This is a genomic window from Actinopolymorpha sp. B11F2 (genome assembly GCF_040195635.1).
GTDB lineage: Bacteria > Actinomycetota > Actinomycetes > Propionibacteriales > Actinopolymorphaceae > Thermasporomyces.
The window spans coordinates 249,727-273,562 of the sequence record NZ_JBEFTX010000006.1 but is presented as its reverse complement, the minus strand read 5'-3'; the positions used below and the strand labels follow the sequence as shown (position 1 = coordinate 273,562).

Genomic DNA, 23,836 nt, shown 5'->3' with positions numbered 1-23,836 from the left:
CCGCGCCGCCCGCTTGCCCACGCCGTGCCCAGACGGCGCCGCGCCGCCGCCCGGAGTGGAGCGAGGAAGCTATGTCGGACGTTCTGCTCGAAACGCGAGCAGCAGCGGCAGTGTGCGTTCTGGTGACTCGACAACCTTGTTGATACGCAGCCCGGCTGTGAGAACCGGGTTGAGCAGGTCGGGAAGTGGGAGGTGCCGGACGCCGACCCGGCTGCGGATACCGTCGCCTATTCCCGGTCCGGTGAAGTGAAGCTGCGTGTCGCGATAGCCCTCGTGCAGGATGCGTGTGCCGTCATCGCGTAGTTCGGAGAATGGGCCGATGAAGCATGGATGGACGCCTGCGTAGACGAAAGCGCCTCCGGGCCGGAGGACGCGCTGGGCTTCCCGCACAGCGGAGGCCCAGTCGTCGAAGTCCGTATGCGTGGCCAGACTCACGACAGCGTCCATGCTCTCCGATGCCACGGGTAGGTGGGCCGCGTCCGCGCACGCGACAGCGCCGAGCCGACGTGAGGCACGGGCGATCCGAAGCTCTTCGCGGGACAGGTCGATGCCGACGGTGTGCCAACCGAGATTCCGGATTCCGGGGGCCCGCGCACCTGTTCCACACCCGAGGTCCAGGCACCGGCCGGTTCCCGGGCCAAGCAGGTCCCAGAACATGGTCTGGTCGGGTGTCGGTCCACCGCCCGACATGACAGTGTCGAACCACTCGGCTACGGCATCGTATCGGGCCACCGGTGCCATGGGATCGCTCCCATCGCAGCATCACGCACAGGCTGGAGACCAGTCTGGCATGCGTTCTCCTGCGGTGCCCGGTCGTCACCGCCTACCCGCTGAGCAGCGGCACTGCCGTCGCGCAACCTCAGCGAATGCGAGAGGGCCGGGGCATCGTTGCCCGGCCCTCTGCGTCGACACCTGCCTCGACTAGCCAGCGCTGGTCGCGCTCGTCTGGATCTTCACCGTGTAGTCCGCGCCTTCGCAGGAATCCGGAGAGGTGTTGGAGATAGACACCGCGTCCTCGATGACGAAGTTCTTGGCCTCACCAGCCTCGAACCGCTCGTCGACGTACGCATGGCTCGACGTGGTACCAGGCGCGACCACGAGGTGGGTCTCACAGCCAGGCACGGAGGACGTCACGATGGCCGGAGTGTTGGCCTTCGCAACTCCACGAACGGCCACCGGGTTGAGGTTCTTGATACGGAACTTCAGGTCCGCCTTCTGGGTCGGCAGCAGGCCGTCCGTGGTCACCGAGACGTTGGTCACCTCCAGGTCGGCCATCTCGCCGCCCGGAACGTCGAAGCTGAAATTGCCGTTCGCAATCCACGCTGCCGAAGCGACTGAACCCGCGAGCAGGGCGGCTGCCATACCGCTAATCGCGGCACCCTTGATGATGTTGCGTCGAATCTGCATACGGATTCCCCGTACCCTTTCCTCTCTGGACCTGCCCTACGTGGGCAGCGTGGGACGGGCAGGGTTCGAACCTGCCAGATTTCGCCATTCGCCCCGACCTGCTGAGTCACTCGTCGCCAGAACAAGCGGGTGCAGGCGGCAATCTTCACCGTTCTCGGTGCATAGCTGATCCGCGCCGGCCACCCAGTCGCGTGGAGTCACCGATCCACCCGCGACGGCCGCACACCAACGAGGCGCAGCTGTTCCCCCCTGAGCGACGACCTGTGCGGCGGCAGGACCGGCAACCCGGTCCTGCCACCCCCTCCGCACATGCACCACTGAAACGGCCCCAGTGGCGCATCCCCCTGCCGCGGACCCCCTACGTGCCCACGCAATCCCCCCACCGCCGCTCCGCGCCGAGCGGTGTTGCGTATGCGGCATCAGTATTGCGCAAGCGCAATGAATGTGCAAGCCCAGCCGTCGAGCGACTCGCCTGGCTTCCACGAGGGCTCGCACGGAGTGGTGGAGCACGCGTGAGCGTGAAGAGTGCCGATAAAGAGAAGCTCGTCGGACGAGAGGACGCGCCCAGGACCGGAAGGAGGTACGCCCAGGGGGAAGTACGTCCAGGAGAGAAGTACCTGTGCGGGGAGATACTCCAGCCGTGGCCGCGAGGTTGCGCGGACCGGGGGTATTGCGCATACGCTACGAAGTATGAGCTGGTGGAACTACGTACAGCGGATCACCCGGCGGTCGAGTCAGCATGAGATCGCCCGGCGGCTCGGGATATCGCCGTCGAGCGTCAACCGGTGGAAGACGTCCGACCCGAAGCCCGAGAGCGTCCGCGCGTTGGCGGTGGAGTACGGACGACCGGTGCCCGAGGCGTTCGTCGCGGCGGGGTACATGGAACCGGGTGACGTGGAAGGTCTGGAGAACGTCGAGGCGGCCGCGGGCCAGACCGGCCCGCTGTCGGTCAAGGAGGCCGCGGAAAAGATATGGGCGCTCGAGGCGCTGCCCGAGGAGACCAGGCGACTGCTCATCCTGGAGCTGCTGGAGCGGGCGGGTCGCGATGATGCGGCCCAGGCGGGTTGAGCGCGTCGCCCGGAGGTTGGCCGTACCCGCGCGGAGGTTGTGACGCACCGCTCGGCTTGTGACGCACCGCGCACCGGACTGTGCAGCGCGATGACGAGGTGATAAAACGTCCGTTGTGTCCTTGGGGGTCTATATCGGCGTGGCGATCGCGGCGCTGGGGATCGTTGGTGCCTGGATTGTCGCGCGCACGGTGAGCCGCCGTGCTCACCGGCAGATGCGCGCTGAGGTGACGGCGCTGCGGACCGAGCTGAGTGGAGCGCTGGCGCGGATCTCCTCCAGAGAAGAAGCCGCCACCATCATGGCCCGCGTCGATGCGGCCATGGCTGACGAACCGGAACCCAAACGCCGGGCGAGGCTGCTGCTCATCAAGGGCGGACTCATGGTTGGCGCCGCGGCCGGAACGGCGGCGACCGCGCTCGCCCGCCGCGTACGCGAACACCCCGTGCTGGCGGGGGTGGCGTTCGCGGCCGCGGCTGGTGCGGTGAGTTTCGCCGCGATGGGGCCACCCACCGGTGATCCCGAGGCGCGGGAGCAGGCGCCGGGACGACAGGCCTCGCTCCCGACCAGGGCACCCACCGCGCAGCCGACGCCGAGGGCTCCCACCGCGGAAGCCGAGGATCCTGAGTCAGCTGGCGAGCCGGCCCCGCCTGGGCCCGAGGCGTCGACCGGCGATGACCGGCAGGCGCCCGCGACGCCTGATCCGGCCCCGACCGGTGGTGACGTGCCGCCAAGTTCGGTCCCGCGTAATCCCCCGGCAGATCCGGAGCCGCCCACAGATCTGGGCCCCGAGCCGCCGACCGACCCCGAGCCGCCCACAGACCCGGAACCACCGACCGATCCGGAACCACCGACCGACCCCGAGCCGCCCACAGACCCGGAACCACCCACGGACCCGGAACCACCCACGGACCCGACGCAGTCGTGCACCATCCAGGTCGGCCGGCTCCTGTGCGTGACGCTTCCCCTGTGAGTGGAGCGGCCTCTTCCACCTCAGACACCGGCGCCGGCTAGTTGTTGCGGATCACGACCCGTCGCTGCCCTCGGTTCAGTCCCCGGTTCAGTCGTCCGTCGATCGCTTCGATGTCGTCCGTGCTGGCCCCACCGGACGAAGATCGGGGAGGTTGACCACGATCGCTTCCTGCGTACTCCGAGCGATGACCACTACCGCTTCCACCTCCGGATCGGGGTTCTCCTCGCGATGGGGTACGAAGGGTGGAACGAAGACGTAGTCCCCCGCCTGGGTACGGATGCGGACTTCATGCGCATCGTCGCCGTCCCCTTCGAGGAAGACGAACTCGGGGGCTCCACTGACCACGTAGATCGCGGTCTCGGAGTCGCCGTGATGGTGGTTGGCAGAGGCCAGGCGCGGCGCGACGTGGGTCTGGCCCATCCAGAGCTTCTGCGAGCCCACCGACGCTCCGCTGATCGCGGCCAGCCGGTGCATGCCGGCGGACTGCGCGGTCTCCGGTGAGAGCACCGCCGGCGTGAGGTGGTGCAGCCGGTGGAACGGATCATCCTGCACGGCGGAGTCCTGGTTCGGTCTGCCTTGTGAGTGGCTGGACATGGCCCTCCTCGCTCGTTCCGCAGTTTTGGGCCGTGGGCCCGTATCCCGAATGCCAGGGCGTCCATCTTCGCGGGTCCCGCGGCAGCGATGCGAAGCGCCCGCCGTGACGCGCCTGCCGCCCGCCGTGACGCGCCAGTCCCTTGCGGTCAGGACCTTGGTCCCTATGCAGGGTGTTTGGTCGTCGAGAAACATGAGGGGTAGGCCTGTGGAGCAAGCGGGAAAGCCTGATAAGGGCTGAGTAACCGGAGGATCGAGAGATCCAGACGGTGAACCCGACCACCAAATCCGGGTAGTACCGGAGATGGAAAACTTGTTCTGCAGGTCCTTAATCGTGCCTGGACCTCACTCATCGGCTGAGCTGACGCGAGTCAGCCGTGGCTCGGGCCGGACGCGGCGTGAAGGTCTGCCGGTACGCGAGTGGCGTCGTACCGACAGTCCTGCGGAAGTGTTGACGCAGCGTGATGGCGCTGCTGAATCCGCACCACGAGGCGACCTCCTCCACTGACAGGTCGGTGGTCTCGAGCAGTTCCCTGGCTCGTTGCAGCCGTCGACCGATCAGCCATTGCAGGGGCGTCGTGCCGGTTTGTGCGCGGAACCGGCGGTTGAGCGTCCGTACGCTGGTCCCCGCCCGGCAGGCGACCGCCTCCAGGGTCAGGTCTGCGGCGAGGTTGTCCTCCAGCCATCGCATCACCGGCTCCAGACTGCGGCCAGTGTCCGGGCGTACGTAGTGGACGACCTGCGCCTGACCGCCATCTCGCTGGAGTGGCATCACCGTGTGGCGAGCTGTCTCGGCCGCCACAGCCGAGCCGTGGTCGCGCCGGACGAGATGCAGGCAGAGATCGAGTCCGGCAGCCCCGCCCGCGGTGGTGAGGATGTCCCCGTCGTCGACGAACAGCACCGCGTCGTCGATGCGTACGTCCGGATGGAGCGAAGACAGCTGGGCGGCATGTGTCCAGTGGGTCGCGGCTCTCCGGCCGTCGAGGAGTCCGGTCGCGGCCAGCACGAAGACACCGTTGCAGATCGCGACCAGCCGCACGCCTCGCCCGTGCGCGTCGCGAAGCAGCCGGATCACCTCCTCCGGAGGAGGCTCGGTATACCGAGACAGTCCGGGAATCCAGATCGTGTCAGCGGCGGCAGCGTCGGCCCAGGAGTACGGAGGGAGGATCCGGAACGCGACGTCCCCATACGGCACGGTCGTGGTGACCATGGGCCCACACACCCGCACGTTGTACAGCGGCTGAGCGGGCGGACCGTGGTGACCCATCGGGTACGCCTGCGCGAAGATCATGCAGGGGATGGAGATGTCGATGCCACCGGATCGCTCCAGCGCCAGGATCGCCACGGTGTGCATGTCCAGAACCTATCGATAGCCGGCAGTCTCGCCCATGGTCTGCCGGGTCCGCCGCTATGAGCATGGCGGACATGCTCATCACTTTCGGCGCTGGCCCACTCTCGATGCTGGTGTTCGTTCTCGTCGCTGCGGTATCACTTGCCGTCTTCGTCCTTGCCGGGTGGTTCACCGACAGACTTCTCGGTGGGTACGCCCAACACTGGGCACGGCAACTCCAGCAACGAGCGGAGCGCTAGGGGGTGTCTGATCGATCGTGATCCATCAGACACCCCTAGGACACGCAGAACCACTCGAACGTCCGGACGCGGCTGGTGCTTCTCGGGTTCAGCCGAGTTCCACCACCACGGCATCGCGGGCGGGCAACTGGACGTCGATCGAATGTTGGTCAACCAGGACGGCGCTCTCGCCGCCACCCCACAGGACCTCCAGTTCGCCGACGGCCTTCGCGGTGGCGGCGAGACTGGCGGTGACCCGCACCGGTTCCCGGGTCGGGTTGAGCAACCAGAGATACCTGCCGCCGTCACCGTCGTGGACCCGTGCGGTCACCCGCGAATCACTGACCCTGACCCGCTGCCGCTGCCCCGCCCAGTCCAGCAGCCGAGCGAAATAGCTTCGCGTCCCCTGCGCATGATGGCGGTGGTAACCCACGCTCGGGAACGTTCCCACCAGCCGCGTCCGCCCTTCGCCGACAGCGTGGTCGACGGCCGCGACCTTGCCATCGGCGTACCACCCGACCGGCGTGCCCGTCGTCGGCTCGTACGCCTGCAGGAAGACACCGCCGTGCACCGTCGAGCCGTCCACGCGGAGCGAGAGGTCGTCGAGCAGGTCGGGCGTGAACTCGACATAGGACTCGCGCGCTCCGAACAGAGCGTCGAGCCCTCGGTGCGGTTGAGTCGTCCCGACTTTGCCGTGGTCGGAGAAGTACGCCGGACACCCCTCGGCGACAAGCATCCCGCCGGCCTCGACCCAGGCGCGCAGCTTGTCCGCAGTCGCTTTCGTCAACATCACCGGGAACGGAAGGTAGAGCAAGGTCGGGTTGACAGTGCCCGGAGCGGCAACGCCGTCCCCGGCCTCGAGATCGTCGACGTGAACGAAGGTCGCGTGAATGTTGTTCGCGAAGAATCCCTGATAGGCGCCCTGCATCGCCCGCGCATAGTGATCGGTACTTCCCTGCTGGGCATAGGTGAAGAGCTGCGTCTCCGGCACGTAGAGAATCCCGACATCGGCCGGCGCCGGCCCGGACTGCCACAGCTGTCGCTGCGCAGGCGCAGTCGCCCACTCAGCGAGGGAGGACACCATCGCCGACCGGTCCGTGCGTGAGCCGTCCATGCCGTACGCACCGAACGCACCGAACAGTGGCCCGTCCAGCAACGGCCGCCACCGCAGATAGAAGAGCCCCGATGCCCCGCCGGCGAAGCTCGCGAGGTTCCAGTAGCGGATGTCCTCGACCGAGGCGATCCGGCCTTCGTCGCGTGGCTTTCCGATCACCTGGCGCTGCATCCACAGCGGTCCCGCGTAGGCTTCGGCGTGCCAGAACGGTTTGCCGCGGCACGCCGACCGGACAAGATCCATCGCGTGCAGCTGCTTCCACGGTTCGTCACCGTGTCGGCTCGACCCCCAGGTGAGGCCGTACGACTCGACCTCGGCCGCCGCACGCCAGTCGTCGGTGCCGCGCGGCGCGGCATGGGTCAAGCTCCCCGCGACTCCGTGCGCGGTGAGCGCGCAGTCACCATCGATCGAGCGAACCAGTTCCGCCCGCCAGCGCATCAGGCGGTAGGCGTTGTCCTGGCGGAAGGTGAGCCAGTCGAGCACGTCGGCGTAGGGCTCGATGGTGCGCGGCGGGTCGATGTCGTCCCAGGTGGCGTAGCTGTGCCGGCCCCAGGCTTCGCCGAGGCTACGCAGATCCCCGTAGCGTTCGCGCAGCCAGGAGCGGAACTTCTCGGCTGTGGCCGGGCAGTAGCAGACGTCCTCGCCGTAACCGCATTCGTTCCAGATGTCGTAGCCGCCAAGGCCGGGGTGGCCGCGGTACCGGGTCACCAGCGCAGTCAGGAAGGCTCCGGCATGGTCCCGCGCATCCTCGTTGTCGAGGCAGAGGCCGGGGAAGCCGCCGATCGCACAGCTCGGGCTGATGCCCGAACGCACCGGTGTGCCGTCGCGGCGTTCGAATCGCGCGTGCGCCAGCGAACGGAACGCCCACTCCGGTGCCGACGTCATCATCTCCGCGACGATGGTCCTGATGCCGTTGTCGGCCGCGAGGTCGAGTTGGCGGTCGTAGTCGGCCCAGTCGAACTCTCCGGGCGCGATCTCGACCGCCGACCACAGGAACCAGTGCCGGAAGGCGTTGTGGCCGTCCTCGGCCGCTGTCTGGTAGTCCCGTGTCCAGTCCTCGCGAGGTGGGTTCGACTTGCGGAAATACACCGCACCATAAGGAAATGCAGGCAGGTTGCCGGCTGGCACTACGACCGCCCCTCCATCGTGACGTCGGATCGTCCGGGCCGAGGAGCGCTGGACGGACGATGGACCGAACGTCTCAACCAACTCGAAAGTTTCGCTATTCGGAATTGCTACTCTGCTGTACGAGAAGATAACGAGCGGTCTTCCAGCGCCGCAAGGCGTTGGGCGGAACAGGCCGAGCGAACCTGGACACCGTGCCCGGTTGGATAGGCTGCTCGCCATGTCTCGGCCCGAGCGTGCCGACGCCGCGCGCAACCGCCAGCGGGTACTCGACGCGGCGGCCGAACTCTTCGCCGCTCGGGGAGCCCGCAACGTCACCATGGGAGATGTCGCGTCCGCGGCGGGTGTGGGTCGCGGCACCCTCTACCGCCGCTATCCCGACATCGCCTCGATCGCACGCGCCCTCCTCGACGAACACGAACGCAGTCTGCAGGAACAGCTGCTCCGCGGTGATCCACCACTCGGCCCGGGGGCGCCGCCGGCCGAGCGGCTCGCCGCGTTCTATGCCGCGATGGTCGAGCTGCTCGAGAGCCACATCCATCTCGCGCTCGGTGCAGAGGTCGGGGAAGCGCGGTTCGCGACTGGTGCCTACGGCTTCTGGCGGGTTCATGTGCGGGCCCTGCTCAAGGACGCACAGGTACCCGATCCCGCCCCGCTCGTCGACAGTCTCCTTGCCCCGCTCGCTCCCGACGTCTACTCCTACCAACGTCATGAACGCCGGATTTCGGCGAGGCGGATCCGTACTGGTCTCGAACGTCTTGCCCACCAGATGCTCGGCGCGGACCGCGCCTAAGGGCGCGCCCAAGCCATACTTAGGCGCGCCCAGCCGCAGGCCTGACGCTGGTCAGTGCGCGGCAGCAGCCTCGCGCCGCCGTCCTTTCGCGCCGCGCCCGGCCGATCTCGTCATGACGGCCATGGCGAGTGTGAGCGCCCCGAACACCAGCAGCCAGATCCCCAGAATCGCCGTGAGAACGCCCAGCGAGGTTCCGCCGATCGCAAGGGTGATGATGCCCACGACGACGGCCAGGCACCCTGCGAGCATTGGAAGGCCCATGGACCGAGGCCCACGGTCCGGCCCGAAGAGCGTCGCCAGCACGGCGAGTGCTCCAGCGGCGAACCAGAACACCCCGAACAACGTGGCCAGGGTGGCGACCGAAGCCCCGCCATCGCGCAACGCGAGAACGCCGACGATGAGCGCGAAGGTCCCGAGGAATCCCATCACGACCGGTCCGGTACGGTCCGATTCCCCGGCTGCCGCCCGTGCGAAGCAGAAGACGCCGTACACCAGGACCTGGATCGCGAAGAGGACAGCCGCGGCGGTGAGGGAGATGCCCGGCCATGCCAGCGCGATGATGCCCACGATCAGACTGACGCACCCGAGTGCGAAGAGCGGCATCCACGAACGCATCTTCGCGAGAGCGCCGGCCTTGCCTTCTCCGCGCTCGCCCGCCGGCCGTTCGGTCCTCCGCTCGGCGCGCTCGGCCGGCCGTTCGGTCGTCCGGCCATACGAACGCTCCGACGTCTCCTCCGAAGGCTTTGCCTGGGCTGGTACTCCCGGAGCCTGGGCAGTTTCGGTCTCCCGTGTCCCAGGTGCTTGATCCCTTCTGGGATCATGCGGATCCGTTGTCATTGCTCTCGCCCCTTCGCCCCCTTTGTGCGGAGTCGAAATCGGCGGTGAGGGTCTGGCTGAGTTTCCTGTCCGGTGGTCAGCGAGATCTCCCGCCAGCACCATCCACAAAGGGGATCTCTCGGGTCGCCACGCCCTTGTGGAAGTCGAGCGTCTGCGACGCAATTGTCCTTGCTGCGTTGGACTTCTGGTGTTGTCGGTCACGACGAACGGGCTGGCGCCGACGTCAACGGAGAAGCTCACGTGAAGTCTTCGCCGGCACCTGCGCCTCCGTCATTCCAAGCGCCACGTTACGCAGCAGTTCGGCAAGTTTCGAGTGCCGTCTGGCAGAAATTCGTGGTCTGATGACCCGAGCGACACCGACATAAGGCCTCATGCGGAATTCCTCCCCCGTGAGGCGAATTGCCACGGGGGAGGAACTCCTCGACTCAGGGGCGCAGGCCCTTGCTCTCGAGCCAGGCGTACGGGTCGATCGCGGTGTTCAGACCGCCCCCGTTGGGCCGGACCTCGAGGTGCAGGTGCGGACCAGTCGCGTTGCCGGTGGCGCCGACGTAACCGATCACGGTCCCGGCGCTGACCTCGCCCGAGGTCTGTGCCAGGCGGGACATGTGCGCGTACAGGGTGACGGTGCCGTCGGCGTGCCGGACCTTGATCCGGTTGCCGTAGGCGCCGTCCCATCCCGCGCTGACGATCCGACCTGCTCCGACGGCGCGGATCGGCGAACCACTGCTGGCGCCGAAGTCGAGCCCGTGGTGCGATGACGACCAGTTGCTCCCGCTCTGCCCGAACCGCGCGGTCAGGCGGTACGACGTGAGTGGCAGGACCCAATCCTTGGCTGCTGGCTTTGCGGCCTGCTGGTCCGACGACCGGTCAGAGGACCGCGACGACCGTTGGGCGCCCGCGTCGCGCGCCGAGCCCTTCTTGCTGGGAGCGCGATCGTTCGCCGGGCTGGCCTTGCCCACGAGACGCAGCCGGGCGTCGGGGAGGATCAGGTCCGGGTTCGATCCGATCACACCACGGTTGATCTTCCACAGCGCACTCCAGCCGCCCGGCACCCGGTTCGCCCGGGCGATGCCGGAGAGGGTGTCACCCGGCCGGACCACATAGGTGCCCGCTGCCGGCTTGCGCGCCGGTACCGACTTCGGCGCCGACCGAGCGGCGCGGGCGGACCTGGCGGCGCGCGCGCTCGCGCTGTCTCGGGCTCGCTGCTGTTTGGTGGTCTTGGTGCTGGACGGACTCCCCGCGGTCCCTGCCTTGTCGCCCTCGTCGAGGCCGAGCTTGCGGGAGCAGGCGGGCCAGGCGTTCCAGCCCTGGACGTCGAGAACCTTCTCGGCGATGGCAATCTGTTCGGCCCTGGTCGCGAGGTCTGCGCGGGACGCATATTTCGTGCCGCCGAACTCACGCCAGGTGGGACCGGCGAACTGCAGGCCGCCGTAATAGCCGTTGCCGGTGTTGATGCTCCAGTCGCCGCTACTCTCGCACTGCGCGAGGCGATTCCAGGTGTCGGCCGTGGCGGCGTGCGCAGGTGCTGCGAAACCGACCATGGGTACGGCCGCGGCGACGCCGGTGAGTGCGGCTGTCCTGGTGACTTTCTTCGCCACTTTTCGGCGCCGGGTGGTGCCGCGGTGTTTTGCCTTATAGGGCATGTAAAGATCCGTTCCCTCTCGTCGCCCGCGGAGTTAGCTGTCGGGTTCGGGCGAGAGGAATGCCCGGCCTGCCTACGACGGCGGCTTAACCCCAGAACCCCACCACCGATGGGGTTCCACTCACGTTGGGTCCTCCGTCTCCGCCCAACCGAGATGGGGACACGACACCACTGGGCGGAGCTCGGCGAAGCGGGTCGTCACGCGCCCGGATAGGCACGATCGATGGTGAGATAGTCCTAACAGAGGATCTTTGTTCCTATCCAGTGACCTCGTCGCCATCGGCTACGATCGCGCGTCGTAGTACGCCAGAATTCCGGCCCGCACGTGTCCGGCATCCCGTGGCGATGATGGCGATGCACGTGAGGCGCATTGCCGCGTACGTTCTGCGAGAAAGACCTTCTTGACCTCAGGCCGGTTGGGGATTGAACGAATCCCTCATAGCAAGAAATAGCGCGATTTGTCGCTTGTACCGACGGCCGAGTTCGCCGATTCCGCCGCCTACTATGATCGATAGCGGTGGAACCCTGCCGTGTGATGCAAATCACATGTGAGCCCTAGGTGGGAGTGGGCGCGCTCGCCAACTTTGCCGCTCGTCCTGGCGACCGCAGCCCGCCGGGGTCTCTTCGAGGTGGCACCTGCATCGCCAATCGTTGCCATTTCGTGTTCTTCGGAAGATTTTCTCTCTTACCGGACATGTCACCCGTTTGAAGACCCCTCTGCAGGGCCTTCCGGTCGCGGCGCTCGAAGGATTTGCGGTTTCGGCCAAATCTCTGGTCAACGGGAGGGCAATGGGATTGCTCGCCTGACGTCCAGGCCGCTGGACGAACGTCGGCGAGGAAGATAATTTCCTCTCGTCCAGTTGGTCGTGCAACCGGTTCACATCCAGGGGGATCTGCCGGCGGGAACGGTGCGGGACCAGCGTGCGTCGCCAGCGGGGCCCGCTTACGGGGGGCGGGCCCCTGTACGGGAGAGCAAAAGGGGGGTTTGGCCGTGGCCACGTTCGACGTGTCGGCCGAGTACATGACGGAGGCCAGCGCCTGGGTGATCCGTGTCGACGGTGTGGGAGCGGCGGCCGCGAAGTCATGGGACGAGGTGACCTCCGTCGCCGCCCGCCTGATCGCTGAAGCATCCGGGGGGGATGCTTCAGCGGTCGACATGCGGGTCGACTGGTTACTCCCGGATGACGTGGCCGACGCCCTGGACGCCGCGGACACGCACGCCCGCGAGGAGCAGGAAGCGCATCACGCGCGCATGCTGTCGCTGCGTCGGGCCGCCAGGCTCCTGCGTGACGTCGGTATGCCGGGACGCGACGCCGCTCGCATCCTGGGGATCTCCAAGTCCCGGGTGTTCCAGCTCACGGCCGAAGACGCCGAAGACGCCGCCGACGTGGCCGAAGCCGTCGACACGGCGAAGGGCGCCTGACGTCCGGCGTCGCCGAGGTCCTGATCGCAGCGGCACCTGTCGCAGCGGCGCCACTGCCGTGGTCGAACCGGGTGGTGGATCGCGTCGTGCGTACCGTCAGGTGCTGTTCCGGCGGAACTCGCTGACGGAGATCCCGCCGACGCCCCAGTTGTCCGTGTCCACCTCGTCGATCACGACGAACGTCCGCGCCGGATCCTTGTCGAGGACCCGCACCAGCAGGTCGGTCACACCCTTGATCAACTCGGCCTTCTGCTCGGCGGTGGCGCCGTCGCGGGTGATCCGGACATTGACGTACGGCATGGGGCCTCCTCGAATCGGGACCTTCGGTCGGTTCTCGCCGATGACCCAACCAACCGGGCAGCCGGGACATTCCTGGTCGCGGGACCGGCGTAGGACTGGCAGCATGGTGGACGGGACACCCACGCGGCGGGTTGCGGAGCAGTCGTAGCCTGCAAGTGGTCGAGGACCGTGCTGAGGGCGACGGTCACACTCGATCACCTGGGGGCCACCCCAGCCGCCGACGACGCAAGGGGGTGGACATGCGCTTCCTCCATGACCGGGTTCCTGAGCAGGATCTCACGTACTCGGATGTGTTCCTCGTACCCAACCGCTCGGCGGTCGCGTCCCGGCTCGACGTCGACCTGGCGACCGCCGACGGCAGCGGCACGACCCTCCCCATCATCGCCGCGAACATGACCGCCGTTTCCGGCCGCCGGATGGCCGAGACCGTGGCCCGGTGCGGCGGGTTGGCCATCATCCCGCAGGACATCCCGGTCGACGTGGTCGCCGACGTCGTGTCCTGGACCAAGCGACGGCACACGGTCTACGACACGCCAATCACGATGGTCCGCACAGGAACGGTGGGCGAGGCGATCAACCTGCTCCCCAAGCGCGGACACGGCGCGGTCATCGTCGTCGAGGACGGCCGGGCGATCGGTGTCGTGACCGAGGCCGACTGCGAAGGAGTCGACCGGTTCACCCAGCTCGGCGGCATCATGTCGACCGAACTGCTCACCCTGCCGGCCGGCATCGACGCCGAGGACGCGTTCAACCAGCTGCACGATGGCCGGCACCGGCTCGCGCCGGTTGTCGACGCGGACGGACGGATCGTCGGCATCCTCACCCGCCTCCGGGCGCTTCGCGCGAGCCTGTACGAACCCGCCACGGATGCGGCCGGCAAGCTCCGGATCGGTGCCGCGCTCGGCATCAACGGCGACGTCGAGACCAAGGCCAAGGCGCTCCTCGACGCCGGCGTGGACGTCCTGGTCGTCGACACCGCGCACGGACATCAGGAACGCACCCTCGACGTGCTCCGGCTCCTTCGCGCCCTCCAGCCGTCCGTGCCGATCGTGGCGGGCAACGTCGCCACCGCCGAAGGAGTCAGCGACCTGGTGGCTGCGGGCGCCGACATCGTGAAGGTCGGCGTCGGCCCCGGCGCCATGTGCACCACCCGGATGAAGACGGCGGTGGGCCGGCCGCAGTTCTCCGCGGTGTACGAATGCGCGACGCGGGCCCGCGCGCTCGGCAAGCATGTTTGGGCCGACGGCGGCGTACGCCATCCACGCGACGTGGCGCTCGCACTCGCCGCAGGGGCCGCCAACGTGATGATCGGTTCGTGGTTCGCCGGTACGTACGAGTCGCCGGGCGACGCGCAACGCGACCACGAGGGCCGGCTCTACAAGGAGAGCTTCGGGATGGCGTCGGCCCGCGCGGTGCGGTTCCGTACCGCCGAGGACACGCCGTTCGAGCGCGCCCGCAAGGGGTTGTTCGGCGAGGGCATCTCCAGTGCGCGGATGTATCTCGACCCGGAGCATCCGAGCGTGGAGGACCTCCTCGACGCCATCGTGGCCGGGGTCCGCAGCTCATGCACCTACGTCGGGGCGACGAACCTCGAGGAGTTCCACGAACGCGCGGTTGTGGGTGTCCAGAGTGCGGCCGGCTACACCGAGGGGATGCCGCTCGACTCCAGCTGGTGACAGCGACTGGCGACGTCGGCGGGACTGCGCCGAGTGACGACGCGCCCCGTGTGTGCCCGAGCGGCGACGAGGCGAGCGGCGACGCGTTCTCCCGCGATGGCCAATGTCCCGACCGCCTCGGGACCAACGGCCCGTCCGGCACACCCCGTGGTGATGGTGAGGTATTCGGACAGGGAAGCCCTTTGGTGGAAGCGGTTCGGGGAAACGGGGGGCGCAAGGTGACTCGAACCGCGGGCGCCGAAGGGCTCCCCTCCTTCTTTGCCGCATGCACCTCGGTAATTGCCTTTGGCGGTCGACGGGTTACGAGCCGATCAGGATCCTGAGGACGTCGCGGATCGAGACCATCCCGACGCAGTTCTCGCCGGATCGGATCGGCATGTGCCGGACCTCGGCGTCGCGCATCAGCCTCGCCACATCGAACGTGGAGTCGGTGGGGTTCGCCCACACCGTGTCGAGGCCCACCACGTCCGCCGCCCAGACCTCGTCGGGGTCGCCACCGGCGGCGAGAGCGCGTACGACGTCGCGTTCGGAAATGAGGCCGAGCGGTCTGTCGTCCTCGTCGCTTGTCACGATCAGCGCCCCGATGTTGGCGGCGGTCAGGGTCTCGGCGGCGACCCGCAGCGAGTCGTGGCCGCCGATCGTGGCGACCGGGCTGCTCATGATGCGTTCGACCGGGTCATGCGGGCCGGCGGGCCGGATGCGCGCCGCGGGTGCCGCCTGCTGCCGTGGGACCCCACCCCTGGCGGGTAGCACGCGGGTGTCCGGACCCGGAGACAGCACGGACTCGTGTCCGTCATCCCAGGCCACGCGGTAGTGCTCGGCGTCCGGTCCGCCGAGGACCTCCTGGACAGTTCCCTCCCGTGGCGGCAGGCCGAGGCTCTCGGTCCGAACCACGATGCGATCACCGACAGACGCGTGCATGTCAGGCCTTCTTCCGCACGAATCGTCGCGAGGCATCCTGCCCCACGATGACGGTCGCCCGCGCGGATGCGGAACTGGTCCGGCCTGCGGACGGCTGTCAGTCCAGGACGAACGTGACGAGCAGATTGACCTGGTATTCGGTGATCTGCCCGTCTTGGACCTTCACCTGTTGTTCCTTTACCCAGGCGCCGGTCACGTTGCGGAGGGTCAGCGTCGCCCGCGAGATCCCTACCCGAATCGCGTCGTCGAAGCTCTGTGCGGACCGGGCCGAGATCTCGGTGATCCGCGCGACGTCACCCATGAGTGAGCCTCCCGTTTTCCCACTCGACGACCGCTCCGGCGATGACGACAGCTTCTGGGTATCAGAATGCGTTCTGGCTCCAGTCGCTTTCTGATGTACGAGGTATTCCCCCCGGTGTGCCGAGTCTTTCCCAGGTGTGACCATTTTTCTCGCGGATGCGAAAGTGGTCATCTCTCACTTTCGTCGCCGCATTCTCCGCACCCCAGGGTCGAAGGTCCCGTTGGACGACCTGCCAAGGACGCGTCAGCTGGCGGCGGACTCTTCTTCGTACGACGCGGCCGCGTGCAGCTTGCGCAGGAGCCCAAGCTCCGCCGCGTTCTTCATCAGCTCGGTGTTGACCCAGGCCACGACATGGCCGAACGGCTTTGTGCCGCGGAGGAACCAGCCACTGCGCGCGTGGGAGTCCAGCTCCGCTTCGTCGAGTGCGTCCACCGCCGCGCTCCAGCGTTCCTTGCAGTCCAGGATCCAGTGCACTGCCGCGTCGGCGCTTCCGGGCCATTCGAAGTCCGTACGCAAGAGGCGGCCGTGCGTACCGAAACAGCTGTCATAGGTTTGTGTCCACCAGAAACCGATGTGCCACAGCAGCCAGGCGATCGAGGGCGCCGGTGCCGGTTGTGGTGTGGGAACCTCCCAGTCCGCGCACCATTGACCACCACCCTGACGACGTACGGTCCAACAGTGGACAGTGGGTTCCCACAGGCATTCCTCGTCGTTGAGATCGCCCAGATGTAACTCGAGCAGCGACCACGCGACGTCGAGCTGCCAACGCAACAAGGTGATCCGACTGCCACCCGACATGTGCCCGCCTCCCTCGTCGCAACCTGATGTGCGGCCCATTTCTTGGCCAGCACGGGCGGGAGGATCATGTCATCAATTCGCGGCCGTACCCATCGAATTATCGGGCGCCACCAAATGCGGCGGCGACGGGCATCCGGCTAAACCCAGGAGCGGAACCACATCCGGTTCAGCCATTCGTCGTACGGAATGACCTGATCGGTGAGGATCGGGTAGAGATAGGCGAAGTTCAGCAGTACGAGAAGGGTGAATCCGCCGACGGCGGCCGCGCCCCACATCCGGCGTGTCGGCGAAGCGTCGGCGGGACCGAGGATCTTGCCCAGGACGAGCACCACCCCGATGACGAGCCAGGGCAGGATCACGATCGCGTAGAAGTAGAAGATCGGCCGGTCGGTGTAGGCGAACCACGGCAGCCAGGTCGCTGCGACCCCCACCAGCGGGACGCCGAAGCGCCAGTCGCGGGCCGCGACCCACCACATGCCGCAGGCGGCCAGTGCGAGGACGGCTCCCCACCACAGCACGGGAGTGCCGATGCCGAGGATCTCCTGGACGCAGCGGCTGGTGGGGCACCCCTGGTCGGGTCCGATCTTGTCTACCCAGTCGAAGGACACCGGTCGGGCGATGACCAGCCAGCCGAACGGATCAGAGGCGTACTGGTGCTTCTCGGTGAGGTGGGTGTGGAAGTACATGATCTCGGCGTGGTAGTGCCACAACGACCGCAGCGCGTCGGGCACCAGCACCGCCAGGCCGCTCGCCGGCCGGTCCTGCGCCCACGTCCGGTCGTAGCCGTCGGGCGAGGCGAACCAGCCGGCCCATGAGAGGAGGTACACGGCGATGGCCGTGCCGACGACCGTGGTGAAGGCCAGGACCGCGTCGCGTGCGATCCGCCCCGCGTGGGCGAGGCCGATGCTGACTCCGATCGCCCGCCGGGCGCCGATGTCCCACGCCCAGGTGAGCAGGCCGAACGCCGCCAGCGCGAACGCTGCGTTCCACTTCGTCGCGGCCGCGAGGCCGAAGCACACGCCGGCGACGAGCCGCCACGGTCGCCACCAGAGGTCGGGGCCCCAGGCACCGACGGCGACGCGGCCGATGGGTTCCACGGCGTCGACGAACCGGCGCCGGGCCCAGTCGCGGTCGATCAGCAGGGCACCGAACGCCAGCAGCAGCCACACCATCGCCGGCATGTCCAGCAGAGCGATCCGGCTCTCGACCAGGTGCAGACCGTCGAGGGCGAACAGGAAGCCGGCCAGGCAGCCGAGCAGCGTCGAACGGGTGAGTCGGCGTACGACGCGGGCCATCACCAGAATCGACAGGGTGGCGAACAGCGCGATCGCGACCCGCCAGCCGAACGGGTCCATCCCGACCGCCCACTCGCCCAGGGCGATCAGCCACTTGCCCGCCGGTGGATGGACGACGAACGCCGGACCGTCGAGGACGTCGAGGTCGCCGGCGAGGATGCGTTCGTTCGCCTTGTCGACGAACTGGTGCTCCACGCCGTAGCGCAGCAGGCTGAACGCATCCTTGGGGTAGTAGGTCTCGTCGAAGACGAACTTCGCCGGCCGGCCGAGGTCGATCAGCCGCAGGACCGCCGCGAACACCGTGATCAGCAGCGGGGCGACCCACCCCCAGATACCGTCGTCGGGCATCGGCGGGCAGAGGCGTTCGCGCAGGGACGGGAGGGGCCGGCCCTCACTGTCGCGACCGACCACCACGGCGGTCGACTGCGCGAAGCTGGCCTGGCCGGATGCCGGCTCTGGGCCGCCGGCACGGTCGGACGTCGTCGTCATCCCGGTCATCGTACGGATAGCGTCCGGCCTGTCGCCGGCAACACCAGGCAGACCCTGGGTGCGAGGATGGATCAGTGACACCGCGTACGCAGCCCCCCGCCCGCGATGATCGCCACGGCGGGGTGCTCGTCCTGGCCGCGACGCCGATCGGGTCTCTCGCCGACGCTCCACCCCGGCTCGGTACCGAGCTCGCAGGCGCCGATGTGGTGGCCGCGGAGGACACCCGCCGCCTGAGCCGGTTGCTGACCGGGCTCGGTGTCGAGGTGGCCGGGCGGATCGTGTCGTACTTCGAAGGCAACGAAGCCAGGCGTACGACCGAACTCCTGGACGCGCTCGCCGCCGGCCAGCGGGTCGTCCTGGTGACCGACGCGGGCATGCCGTCGGTGTCCGACCCCGGGTTCCGGCTGGTCGCCGCCGCGGTCGATGCCGGCGTGCACGTCACCGTCGTCCCCGGTCCGTCCGCGGTGCTGGCCGCCCTCGCCGTCTCCGGACTGCCGGTCGACCGGTTCTGCTTCGAGGGTTTCCTGCCGCGGAAGGCATCCGAGCGTGGGAGGCGGCTGGCCGACCTCGCCACCGAACGCCGGACCATGGTCTTCTTCGAGGCGCCCCACCGGCTGGCCGTCACCCTCGAGGCGATGGCGACCGCCTTCGGCCCCGACCGCCGGGCCGCGGTGTGCCGTGAGCTCACCAAGATCCACGAGGAGGTACGCCGGGAACCGCTGGCCGCGCTGGCGGAGTGGGTCGAGGACAAGGGCGTACGCGGCGAGATCACGGTCGTGGTGGAGGGAGCTCCGGAAACCGCGCGAGCCGCCGTCGACGTGGCCGAACTCCGGCGCCAGGTCGACTCCCTGGTCGACGCCGGCGCCTCCCGCAAGGACGCGATCACCGAGGTCGCGCAGGTCACCGGCACACCACGCCGGACCGTCTATGCCGCCGCCGTCGCCTCGCCACCCACGCGGTGAAGGTCATCGGCTGATCGTCTGACCGGCCTTACTAGGATCACGGACATGGACGATGCCGCACAGCACCGCCCGGACACCGGGGGCAACAAGGCGTTCTACGTCACGACGCCGATTTACTACGTCAACGACGCACCCCACATCGGGCACGCCTACACGACCATTGCCGCCGATGTCCTGGCCCGCTGGCACCGCCAGCGCGGCGAGGCCGTGTGGTTCCTGACCGGCACGGACGAACACGGCCAGAAGGTCATGCGGAGCGCGGAGGCGCACGGCGTCGGCCCCCGCAAGTGGGCGGACCGCCTGGTCGAGACGGCCTGGAAGCCGGTGCTCGAGACCATCGACGCGAGCAACGACGACTTCATCCGTACGACCGAAACCCGGCACACCGAACGGGTTCGGGAGTTTTGGCAGCATCTGTACGACGCCGGCCAGGTCTACCCGGGCACCTACGAGGGTCCCTACTGCGTGAGCTGCGAGGAGTTCAAGATCCCCGCGGAGCTGGTCGACGGTGTGGGCGGCGAGAAGCTCTGCCCGGTGCACGGCCGTCCGGTCGAGATGCTCTCGGAGACCAACTACTTCTTCCGGCTCTCGGCCTACACCGACAAGCTGTTGGCTTACTACAACGAGCACCCGGAGTTCGTGCAGCCGTCGAGCGCGCGCAACGAGGTCGTGGCGTTCGTCAAACAGGGCCTGCAGGACCTGTCGATCACCCGGTCGACGTTCGACTGGGGCATTCCGGTGCCGTGGGACGACGACCACGTGTTGTACGTCTGGATCGACGCACTGCTCAACTACGTCACCGCCGCCGGCTACCGCACCGACCCGCTGCTGTTCAAGCGGGTGTGGCCCGCCGACGTTCACCTTGTGGGCAAGGACATCCTGCGTTTCCACGCGGTGATCTGGCCGGCGATGCTGATGGCGGCGGGCCTGCCCCTGCCGCAGACGGTCTTCGCCCACGGTTGGCTGCTGGTCGGCGGCGAGAAGATGAGCAAGACGAAGCTGACCGGCATCGCGCCGAGCCAGATCGTCGACACCTTCGGGTCGGACGCGTTCCGCTACTACCTGCTGCGGGCGATCCAGTTCGGCGCGGACGGTTCCTTCTCGTGGGAGCACCTGCGCGCGGTCTACACCTCCGAGCTGGCCAACGGGTTGGGCAACCTCGCGTCCCGGGTGGCGGCCATGGTCGGGCAGTACTTCGGCGGCACGCTGCCGCGCGCCTCTGACCACGGGCCCGCCGAGCAGGTGCTCGCCGACAAGCTCGCCGAGACGGTACGCACCGCCGACGACGCGGTGAGCGCCCTGCGGTTCCAGGACGCACTCGCCGCGATCGACGGGTTCGTGTCGGCGGTCAACGGTTACCTCACCGAACAACAGCCGTGGAAGGTCGCGAAGGACGACTCGCCCGGCGCACACTCCCGGCTGGGCACGATCCTCTACACCGCGGCCGAGTCGCTGCGGGCGATCGCCGTGCTGCTCAACCCGGTGATGCCGAAGGCCGCGGCGGCCCTGTGGGCGCAGCTGGGGGCGGCCAGTTCCCTCGGTGAACTCGACGTCCAGCCGCTCACCAACGCGGGCCGGTGGGGGATCCTTCCGGCGGGGTCCGTGGTGACCAAGGGGCGCCCGTTGTTCCCGCGGATCGAGGAGGAACCGGAGTCCCTGTGACCAGCCCTTCCGGTGGCCACGAGAGTGCAGCCGGAGTCCCTGTGAGCCCCGCCGCCAGCACTGGCGGCGGAACCGGTGGCCGGTCCGATCCACCGCCCATTCCGGCGCCTCTGGTGTCGCCGGTCGTCGACTCGCACTGCCACCTCGACGTCGTACGCCGGACGGCGGACGGCCGGCCGGACGCACCCATCGACGAACCGGAGGTCGAGGCTGCGCTCGCGCGCGCGGCCTCGGCCGGAGTACCCCGGATCGTCCAGATCGGCTGCGACCTGCCCGGCGCGCAGTGGGCCGTGGAGGTGGCCGACCGGTTCACCGCCCTGGTTGCGGGAGTGGCGCTGCACCCCAACGAGGTCCCGGCGCTGGCGGAGGCGGGTGAGCTCGACGCCGCGCTCGCCGAGATCGACCGGCTGGCCGGGGCGAGTGCGCGGGTGCGGGCGGTCGGCGAGACCGGCCTCGACCACTTTCGTACGCCCGAGTCGGGGTGGAAGGTCCAGGAGGACGCGTTCCGCACGCACATCGGGTTGGCGAAGGCGCACGACAAGGCGCTCGTCATCCACGACCGGGACGCCCACGACGACGTGCTGCGGGTGCTCGCCGAGGAGGGCTCGCCGGACCGGGTGGTGATGCACTGCTTCTCTGGTGACGTCGCGATGGCGCGCGAGTGCGTGCGCAGGGACTACTTCCTGTCGTTCGCCGGCACGGTGACGTTCCGGAACGCCTCGTCGTTGCGGGAGGCGTTGGCCGTCGTCCCGGAGGAGCGGCTCCTCGCCGAGACCGACGCGCCGTACCTCACGCCCCATCCGTACCGCGGGCGTACCAACGCGAGCTACCTCATCCCGCTCACGGTCCGGTGCATGGCGGAGGTCCGCGGTGTGGAGGAGGAGTCCCTCTGCGCGGCGATCAACGCGGCAACCGAGGCGGCCTTCGGCACCTGGTAGCCACCTTGGGGTCCCTGCGCGGGACGGACCGGCCGGCCCGCGGGTTGATCGGTGCCGTCGTCGTCCTTCTTGACCTTGAGCGCACTCCAGCTCCTACCGTCCAGCCCATGGACTACAGATATCTCGGCCGTACTGGGTTGAAAGTCAGTGAGTTGTGCCTCGGGACGATGTCCTTCGGCGCGCGGACCGACGAGGAGACCGCCCATCGGATGCTGGACCGGTTCGTCGAGGCGGGTGGGACGTTCATCGACACCGCCGACGTCTACAGCGCCGGTGTCTCTGAGGAGATCCTGGGACGTTGGCTGGAACGGCAGTCGCGCGACGACCTGGTGATCGCGACGAAGGCGTACGGCGACATGGGTCCCGGCCCCAATGAGGGCGGCGGTGGGCGTAAGCATCTGCTCAGCGCTGTCGAGGCGAGCCTGCGTCGGCTTCGCACGGACTACATCGACCTCTACCAGACCCACGTCTTCGACGACGCCACGCCGCTCGAGGAAACGCTGTCCACGCTCGACGGTCTCGTCCGCAGCGGCAAGGTCCGCTTCCTCGGTGCCAGCAACTACGCCGGCTGGCAGCTGCAGAAGGCCATCGACCTGGCCCGCCAGCACGGCTGGGAGCCGTTCTCCTGCCTCCAGCCGCTCTACAACCTGCTGGACCGCGAGGCGGAGTGGGATCTGGTCCCGGTCAGCCGCAACGAGGGCGTCGGGATCATCCCGTGGAGCCCGCTACGAGGTGGTTGGCTGACCGGCCGCTACCGGCGTGAGATGGAAGCCCCGCCGGCAGGCAGCCGGGTGGATGCGGATCCTGACGCGGGCGGCTGGCCCGAAGCCTGGCAGACCTACGCCAACGCGCGTACGTGGGACGTGATCGACGCGCTTGTCGAGATCGGCGAGAAGATCGGCCGGACCCCGGCCCAGGTGGCACTGCGCTGGGTCATGCAGCGCCCCGGCGTGACCGCGCCGATCATCGGAGCGCGGACACCGGAACAACTCGAGGACAACCTCGCCACGGCCGACAGCCCACTCTCCGACGACCACATGGAACAACTCACCACGATCAGCGACCGCCCGATGCCGTACCCGTTCGGACTGCTGACCCGCTTCAGGCGGCGCTGACGCCCGTCGGATCCGGGTCTTCTGGTCGCCCCGGCGTGTGTGCCGTTCGCTCGCCGGCAGCGAACGACACGGGCCGGCGGTCGGGTAGAGATGGGGCATGGAGGTCCTGACGGTCGGCCACGGCACCGCGTCGGCCGAGGAGTTGGCGGCGCTCCTGCGGGCCGCCGGCGTACGGCTTCTCGTCGACGTCCGGACGGCCCCCGGTAGCCGCCGGAACCCGCAGGTCGCCCGGTCTGCCCTGGAGGAGTGGCTGCCCGGGCACGGGATCGACTACCGGTGGGAACGCCGGCTCGGTGGCTGGCGCAAGGCTCCCGCCGACTCGCCCGACGTGGCGCTCCGGCAGCCTGCCTTCGCGGGGTATGCGGCGCACATGCGCTCGACCGAGTTCGCCGACGCGGTCGACACGCTGCTGGTCGACGCCGCCGACCGGCGTACGACCGTGATGTGTGCGGAGAGCGTGTGGTGGCGCTGCCACCGGCGGATGCTCGCGGACTATCTCGTGCTCGTCCGGGATGTGACAGTGCGTCACCTGTTCCACGACGGTCGTTTGGAGGTGCACCGCCCCACCGACGTCGTACGGGTGGGGCCGGACGGGCTGCTCGTCTACGACGCCGGCCAGCAGACCCTCTGACTGTCCTGGCCAGCGAGGCTCGCGGTACCCGGAACATGCGTCGACCCCTTGCCCGGGCGCCACGCTCCTAGCTGGCCAGGTGAATGTCCCGCCCAGCCAGGTGTGTGCCCCGCCCGCCCAGCCAGGTGTGTGCCCCGCCCGCCCAGCCAGGTGTGTGCCCCGCCCGCCCAGCCTGGTGTGTGCCCCGCCCGCCCAGCCAGGTGTGTGCC

23 protein-coding genes and 1 riboswitch are annotated in these 23,836 nt (G+C 68.4%); of the genes, 11 read left to right on the top strand and 12 right to left on the bottom strand.

Going from position 1 to position 23,836, the window contains the following annotated elements:
- Window positions 1-69: 69 nt before the first annotated feature.
- Entirely contained in the window at window positions 70-732 is a 663-nt protein-coding gene (locus ABN034_RS14065; RefSeq protein WP_349691431.1) for a class I SAM-dependent methyltransferase, read from the bottom strand.
- A 189-nt stretch (window positions 733-921) separates the two neighbouring features.
- Window positions 922-1,407, bottom strand: a complete 486-nt coding sequence (locus ABN034_RS14060) for a hypothetical protein (RefSeq protein WP_349691430.1) — start codon at window positions 1,405-1,407, stop codon at window positions 922-924.
- Between the two features lie 690 nt (window positions 1,408-2,097).
- Between ABN034_RS14060 and ABN034_RS14055 the strand changes: the two genes are divergently transcribed.
- Together ABN034_RS14055 and ABN034_RS14050 are read left to right on the top strand one after the other, a co-directional pair.
- A complete protein-coding gene (locus ABN034_RS14055) occupies window positions 2,098-2,475 on the top strand; it encodes a helix-turn-helix domain-containing protein (RefSeq protein ID WP_349331877.1) in 378 nt (125 codons plus the stop codon).
- Window positions 2,476-2,590: 115 nt separating this feature from the next.
- Window positions 2,591-3,445 carry a hypothetical protein gene (locus ABN034_RS14050; RefSeq protein ID WP_349691429.1) on the top strand — a complete coding sequence of 285 codons (855 nt, stop codon included), beginning with the start codon at window positions 2,591-2,593 and terminating at the stop codon, window positions 3,443-3,445.
- An 87-nt stretch (window positions 3,446-3,532) separates the two neighbouring features.
- Here ABN034_RS14050 and ABN034_RS14045 read toward each other — a convergent pair whose 3' ends face one another.
- Both ABN034_RS14045 and ABN034_RS14040 read right to left on the bottom strand, forming a co-directional pair.
- Window positions 3,533-4,039, bottom strand: coding sequence for a cupin domain-containing protein (locus ABN034_RS14045; RefSeq protein WP_349691428.1), 507 nt, complete (start codon window positions 4,037-4,039; stop codon window positions 3,533-3,535).
- Window positions 4,040-4,385: 346 nt separating this feature from the next.
- Window positions 4,386-5,390, bottom strand: coding sequence for a GlxA family transcriptional regulator (locus ABN034_RS14040; protein WP_349691427.1), 1,005 nt, complete (start codon window positions 5,388-5,390; stop codon window positions 4,386-4,388).
- Between the two features lie 71 nt (window positions 5,391-5,461).
- On the opposite strand from ABN034_RS14040, the gene ABN034_RS14035 reads away from it, so the two are divergent.
- Window positions 5,462-5,626: a hypothetical protein gene (locus ABN034_RS14035; protein ID WP_349331873.1), complete on the top strand. Its 165-nt coding sequence runs from the start codon at window positions 5,462-5,464 to the stop codon at window positions 5,624-5,626.
- Between the two features lie 88 nt (window positions 5,627-5,714).
- On the opposite strand, the gene ABN034_RS14030 is transcribed toward ABN034_RS14035, so the two are convergent.
- The gene (locus ABN034_RS14030) at window positions 5,715-7,847 is read right to left on the bottom strand and encodes a beta-galactosidase (RefSeq protein ID WP_349691426.1); all 2,133 of its coding nucleotides are present in this window, start codon (window positions 7,845-7,847) and stop codon (window positions 5,715-5,717) included.
- Between the two features lie 217 nt (window positions 7,848-8,064).
- Between ABN034_RS14030 and ABN034_RS14025 the strand changes: the two genes are divergently transcribed.
- Window positions 8,065-8,637, top strand: coding sequence for a TetR/AcrR family transcriptional regulator (locus ABN034_RS14025; protein ID WP_349691425.1), 573 nt, complete (start codon window positions 8,065-8,067; stop codon window positions 8,635-8,637).
- 51 nt (window positions 8,638-8,688) lie between these two features.
- Here ABN034_RS14025 and ABN034_RS14020 read toward each other — a convergent pair whose 3' ends face one another.
- Together ABN034_RS14020 and ABN034_RS14015 are read right to left on the bottom strand one after the other, a co-directional pair.
- Window positions 8,689-9,240: an HdeD family acid-resistance protein gene (locus tag ABN034_RS14020; protein ID WP_349691424.1), complete on the bottom strand. Its 552-nt coding sequence runs from the start codon at window positions 9,238-9,240 to the stop codon at window positions 8,689-8,691.
- Between the two features lie 659 nt (window positions 9,241-9,899).
- Window positions 9,900-11,117: a transglycosylase family protein gene (locus ABN034_RS14015; RefSeq protein ID WP_349691423.1), complete on the bottom strand. Its 1,218-nt coding sequence runs from the start codon at window positions 11,115-11,117 to the stop codon at window positions 9,900-9,902.
- Window positions 11,118-11,125: 8 nt separating this feature from the next.
- Window positions 11,126-11,287: riboswitch (cyclic di-AMP (ydaO/yuaA leader) on the bottom strand.
- An 820-nt stretch (window positions 11,288-12,107) separates the two neighbouring features.
- Here ABN034_RS14015 and ABN034_RS14010 point away from each other — a divergent pair.
- Window positions 12,108-12,539 (top strand): hypothetical protein, encoded by a 432-nt coding sequence (locus ABN034_RS14010; protein ID WP_349691422.1) that lies wholly within the window; start codon window positions 12,108-12,110, stop codon window positions 12,537-12,539.
- 96 nt (window positions 12,540-12,635) lie between these two features.
- Here ABN034_RS14010 and ABN034_RS14005 read toward each other — a convergent pair whose 3' ends face one another.
- Window positions 12,636-12,839, bottom strand: a complete 204-nt coding sequence (locus tag ABN034_RS14005) for a tautomerase family protein (RefSeq protein ID WP_349331867.1) — start codon at window positions 12,837-12,839, stop codon at window positions 12,636-12,638.
- A gap of 239 nt (window positions 12,840-13,078) precedes the next feature.
- Here ABN034_RS14005 and ABN034_RS14000 point away from each other — a divergent pair, with 239 nt between their 5' ends.
- On the top strand, window positions 13,079-14,515 hold the full coding sequence (locus ABN034_RS14000; protein ID WP_349691421.1) for a GuaB1 family IMP dehydrogenase-related protein: 1,437 nt from the start codon (window positions 13,079-13,081) through the stop codon (window positions 14,513-14,515).
- 300 nt (window positions 14,516-14,815) lie between these two features.
- Here the strand turns inward: ABN034_RS14000 and ABN034_RS13995 are convergent, their stop codons facing one another.
- The 4 genes from ABN034_RS13995 to ABN034_RS13980 all read right to left on the bottom strand — a co-directional run bounded on the left by ABN034_RS13995 (window position 14,816) and on the right by ABN034_RS13980 (window position 18,319).
- Window positions 14,816-15,436 (bottom strand): CBS domain-containing protein, encoded by a 621-nt coding sequence (locus ABN034_RS13995; protein WP_349691420.1) that lies wholly within the window; start codon window positions 15,434-15,436, stop codon window positions 14,816-14,818.
- Window positions 15,437-15,533: 97 nt separating this feature from the next.
- Window positions 15,534-15,737 carry a dodecin family protein gene (locus tag ABN034_RS13990; RefSeq protein ID WP_349331864.1) on the bottom strand — a complete coding sequence of 68 codons (204 nt, stop codon included), beginning with the start codon at window positions 15,735-15,737 and terminating at the stop codon, window positions 15,534-15,536.
- Between the two features lie 243 nt (window positions 15,738-15,980).
- Window positions 15,981-16,535, bottom strand: coding sequence for a DinB family protein (locus ABN034_RS13985; RefSeq protein WP_349691419.1), 555 nt, complete (start codon window positions 16,533-16,535; stop codon window positions 15,981-15,983).
- 137 nt (window positions 16,536-16,672) lie between these two features.
- A complete protein-coding gene (locus ABN034_RS13980; protein WP_349691418.1) occupies window positions 16,673-18,319 on the bottom strand; it encodes a dolichyl-phosphate-mannose--protein mannosyltransferase in 1,647 nt (548 codons plus the stop codon).
- A gap of 74 nt (window positions 18,320-18,393) precedes the next feature.
- Here ABN034_RS13980 and rsmI point away from each other — a divergent pair, with 74 nt between their 5' ends.
- The 5 genes from rsmI (at window position 18,394) to ABN034_RS13955 (ending at window position 23,627) form a co-directional block, all read left to right on the top strand.
- Window positions 18,394-19,281: a 16S rRNA (cytidine(1402)-2'-O)-methyltransferase gene (rsmI, locus tag ABN034_RS13975; protein ID WP_349691417.1), complete on the top strand. Its 888-nt coding sequence runs from the start codon at window positions 18,394-18,396 to the stop codon at window positions 19,279-19,281.
- A gap of 45 nt (window positions 19,282-19,326) precedes the next feature.
- A complete protein-coding gene (metG, locus tag ABN034_RS13970) occupies window positions 19,327-20,943 on the top strand; it encodes a methionine--tRNA ligase (RefSeq protein ID WP_349691416.1) in 1,617 nt (538 codons plus the stop codon).
- A gap of 41 nt (window positions 20,944-20,984) precedes the next feature.
- Window positions 20,985-21,881: a TatD family hydrolase gene (locus tag ABN034_RS13965; RefSeq protein ID WP_349691415.1), complete on the top strand. Its 897-nt coding sequence runs from the start codon at window positions 20,985-20,987 to the stop codon at window positions 21,879-21,881.
- Window positions 21,882-21,988: 107 nt separating this feature from the next.
- The gene (locus ABN034_RS13960) at window positions 21,989-22,996 is read left to right on the top strand and encodes an aldo/keto reductase (RefSeq protein WP_349691414.1); all 1,008 of its coding nucleotides are present in this window, start codon (window positions 21,989-21,991) and stop codon (window positions 22,994-22,996) included.
- A 97-nt stretch (window positions 22,997-23,093) separates the two neighbouring features.
- Window positions 23,094-23,627: a DUF488 domain-containing protein gene (locus ABN034_RS13955; protein WP_349691413.1), complete on the top strand. Its 534-nt coding sequence runs from the start codon at window positions 23,094-23,096 to the stop codon at window positions 23,625-23,627.
- The last annotated feature ends 209 nt before the right edge of the window (window positions 23,628-23,836 follow it).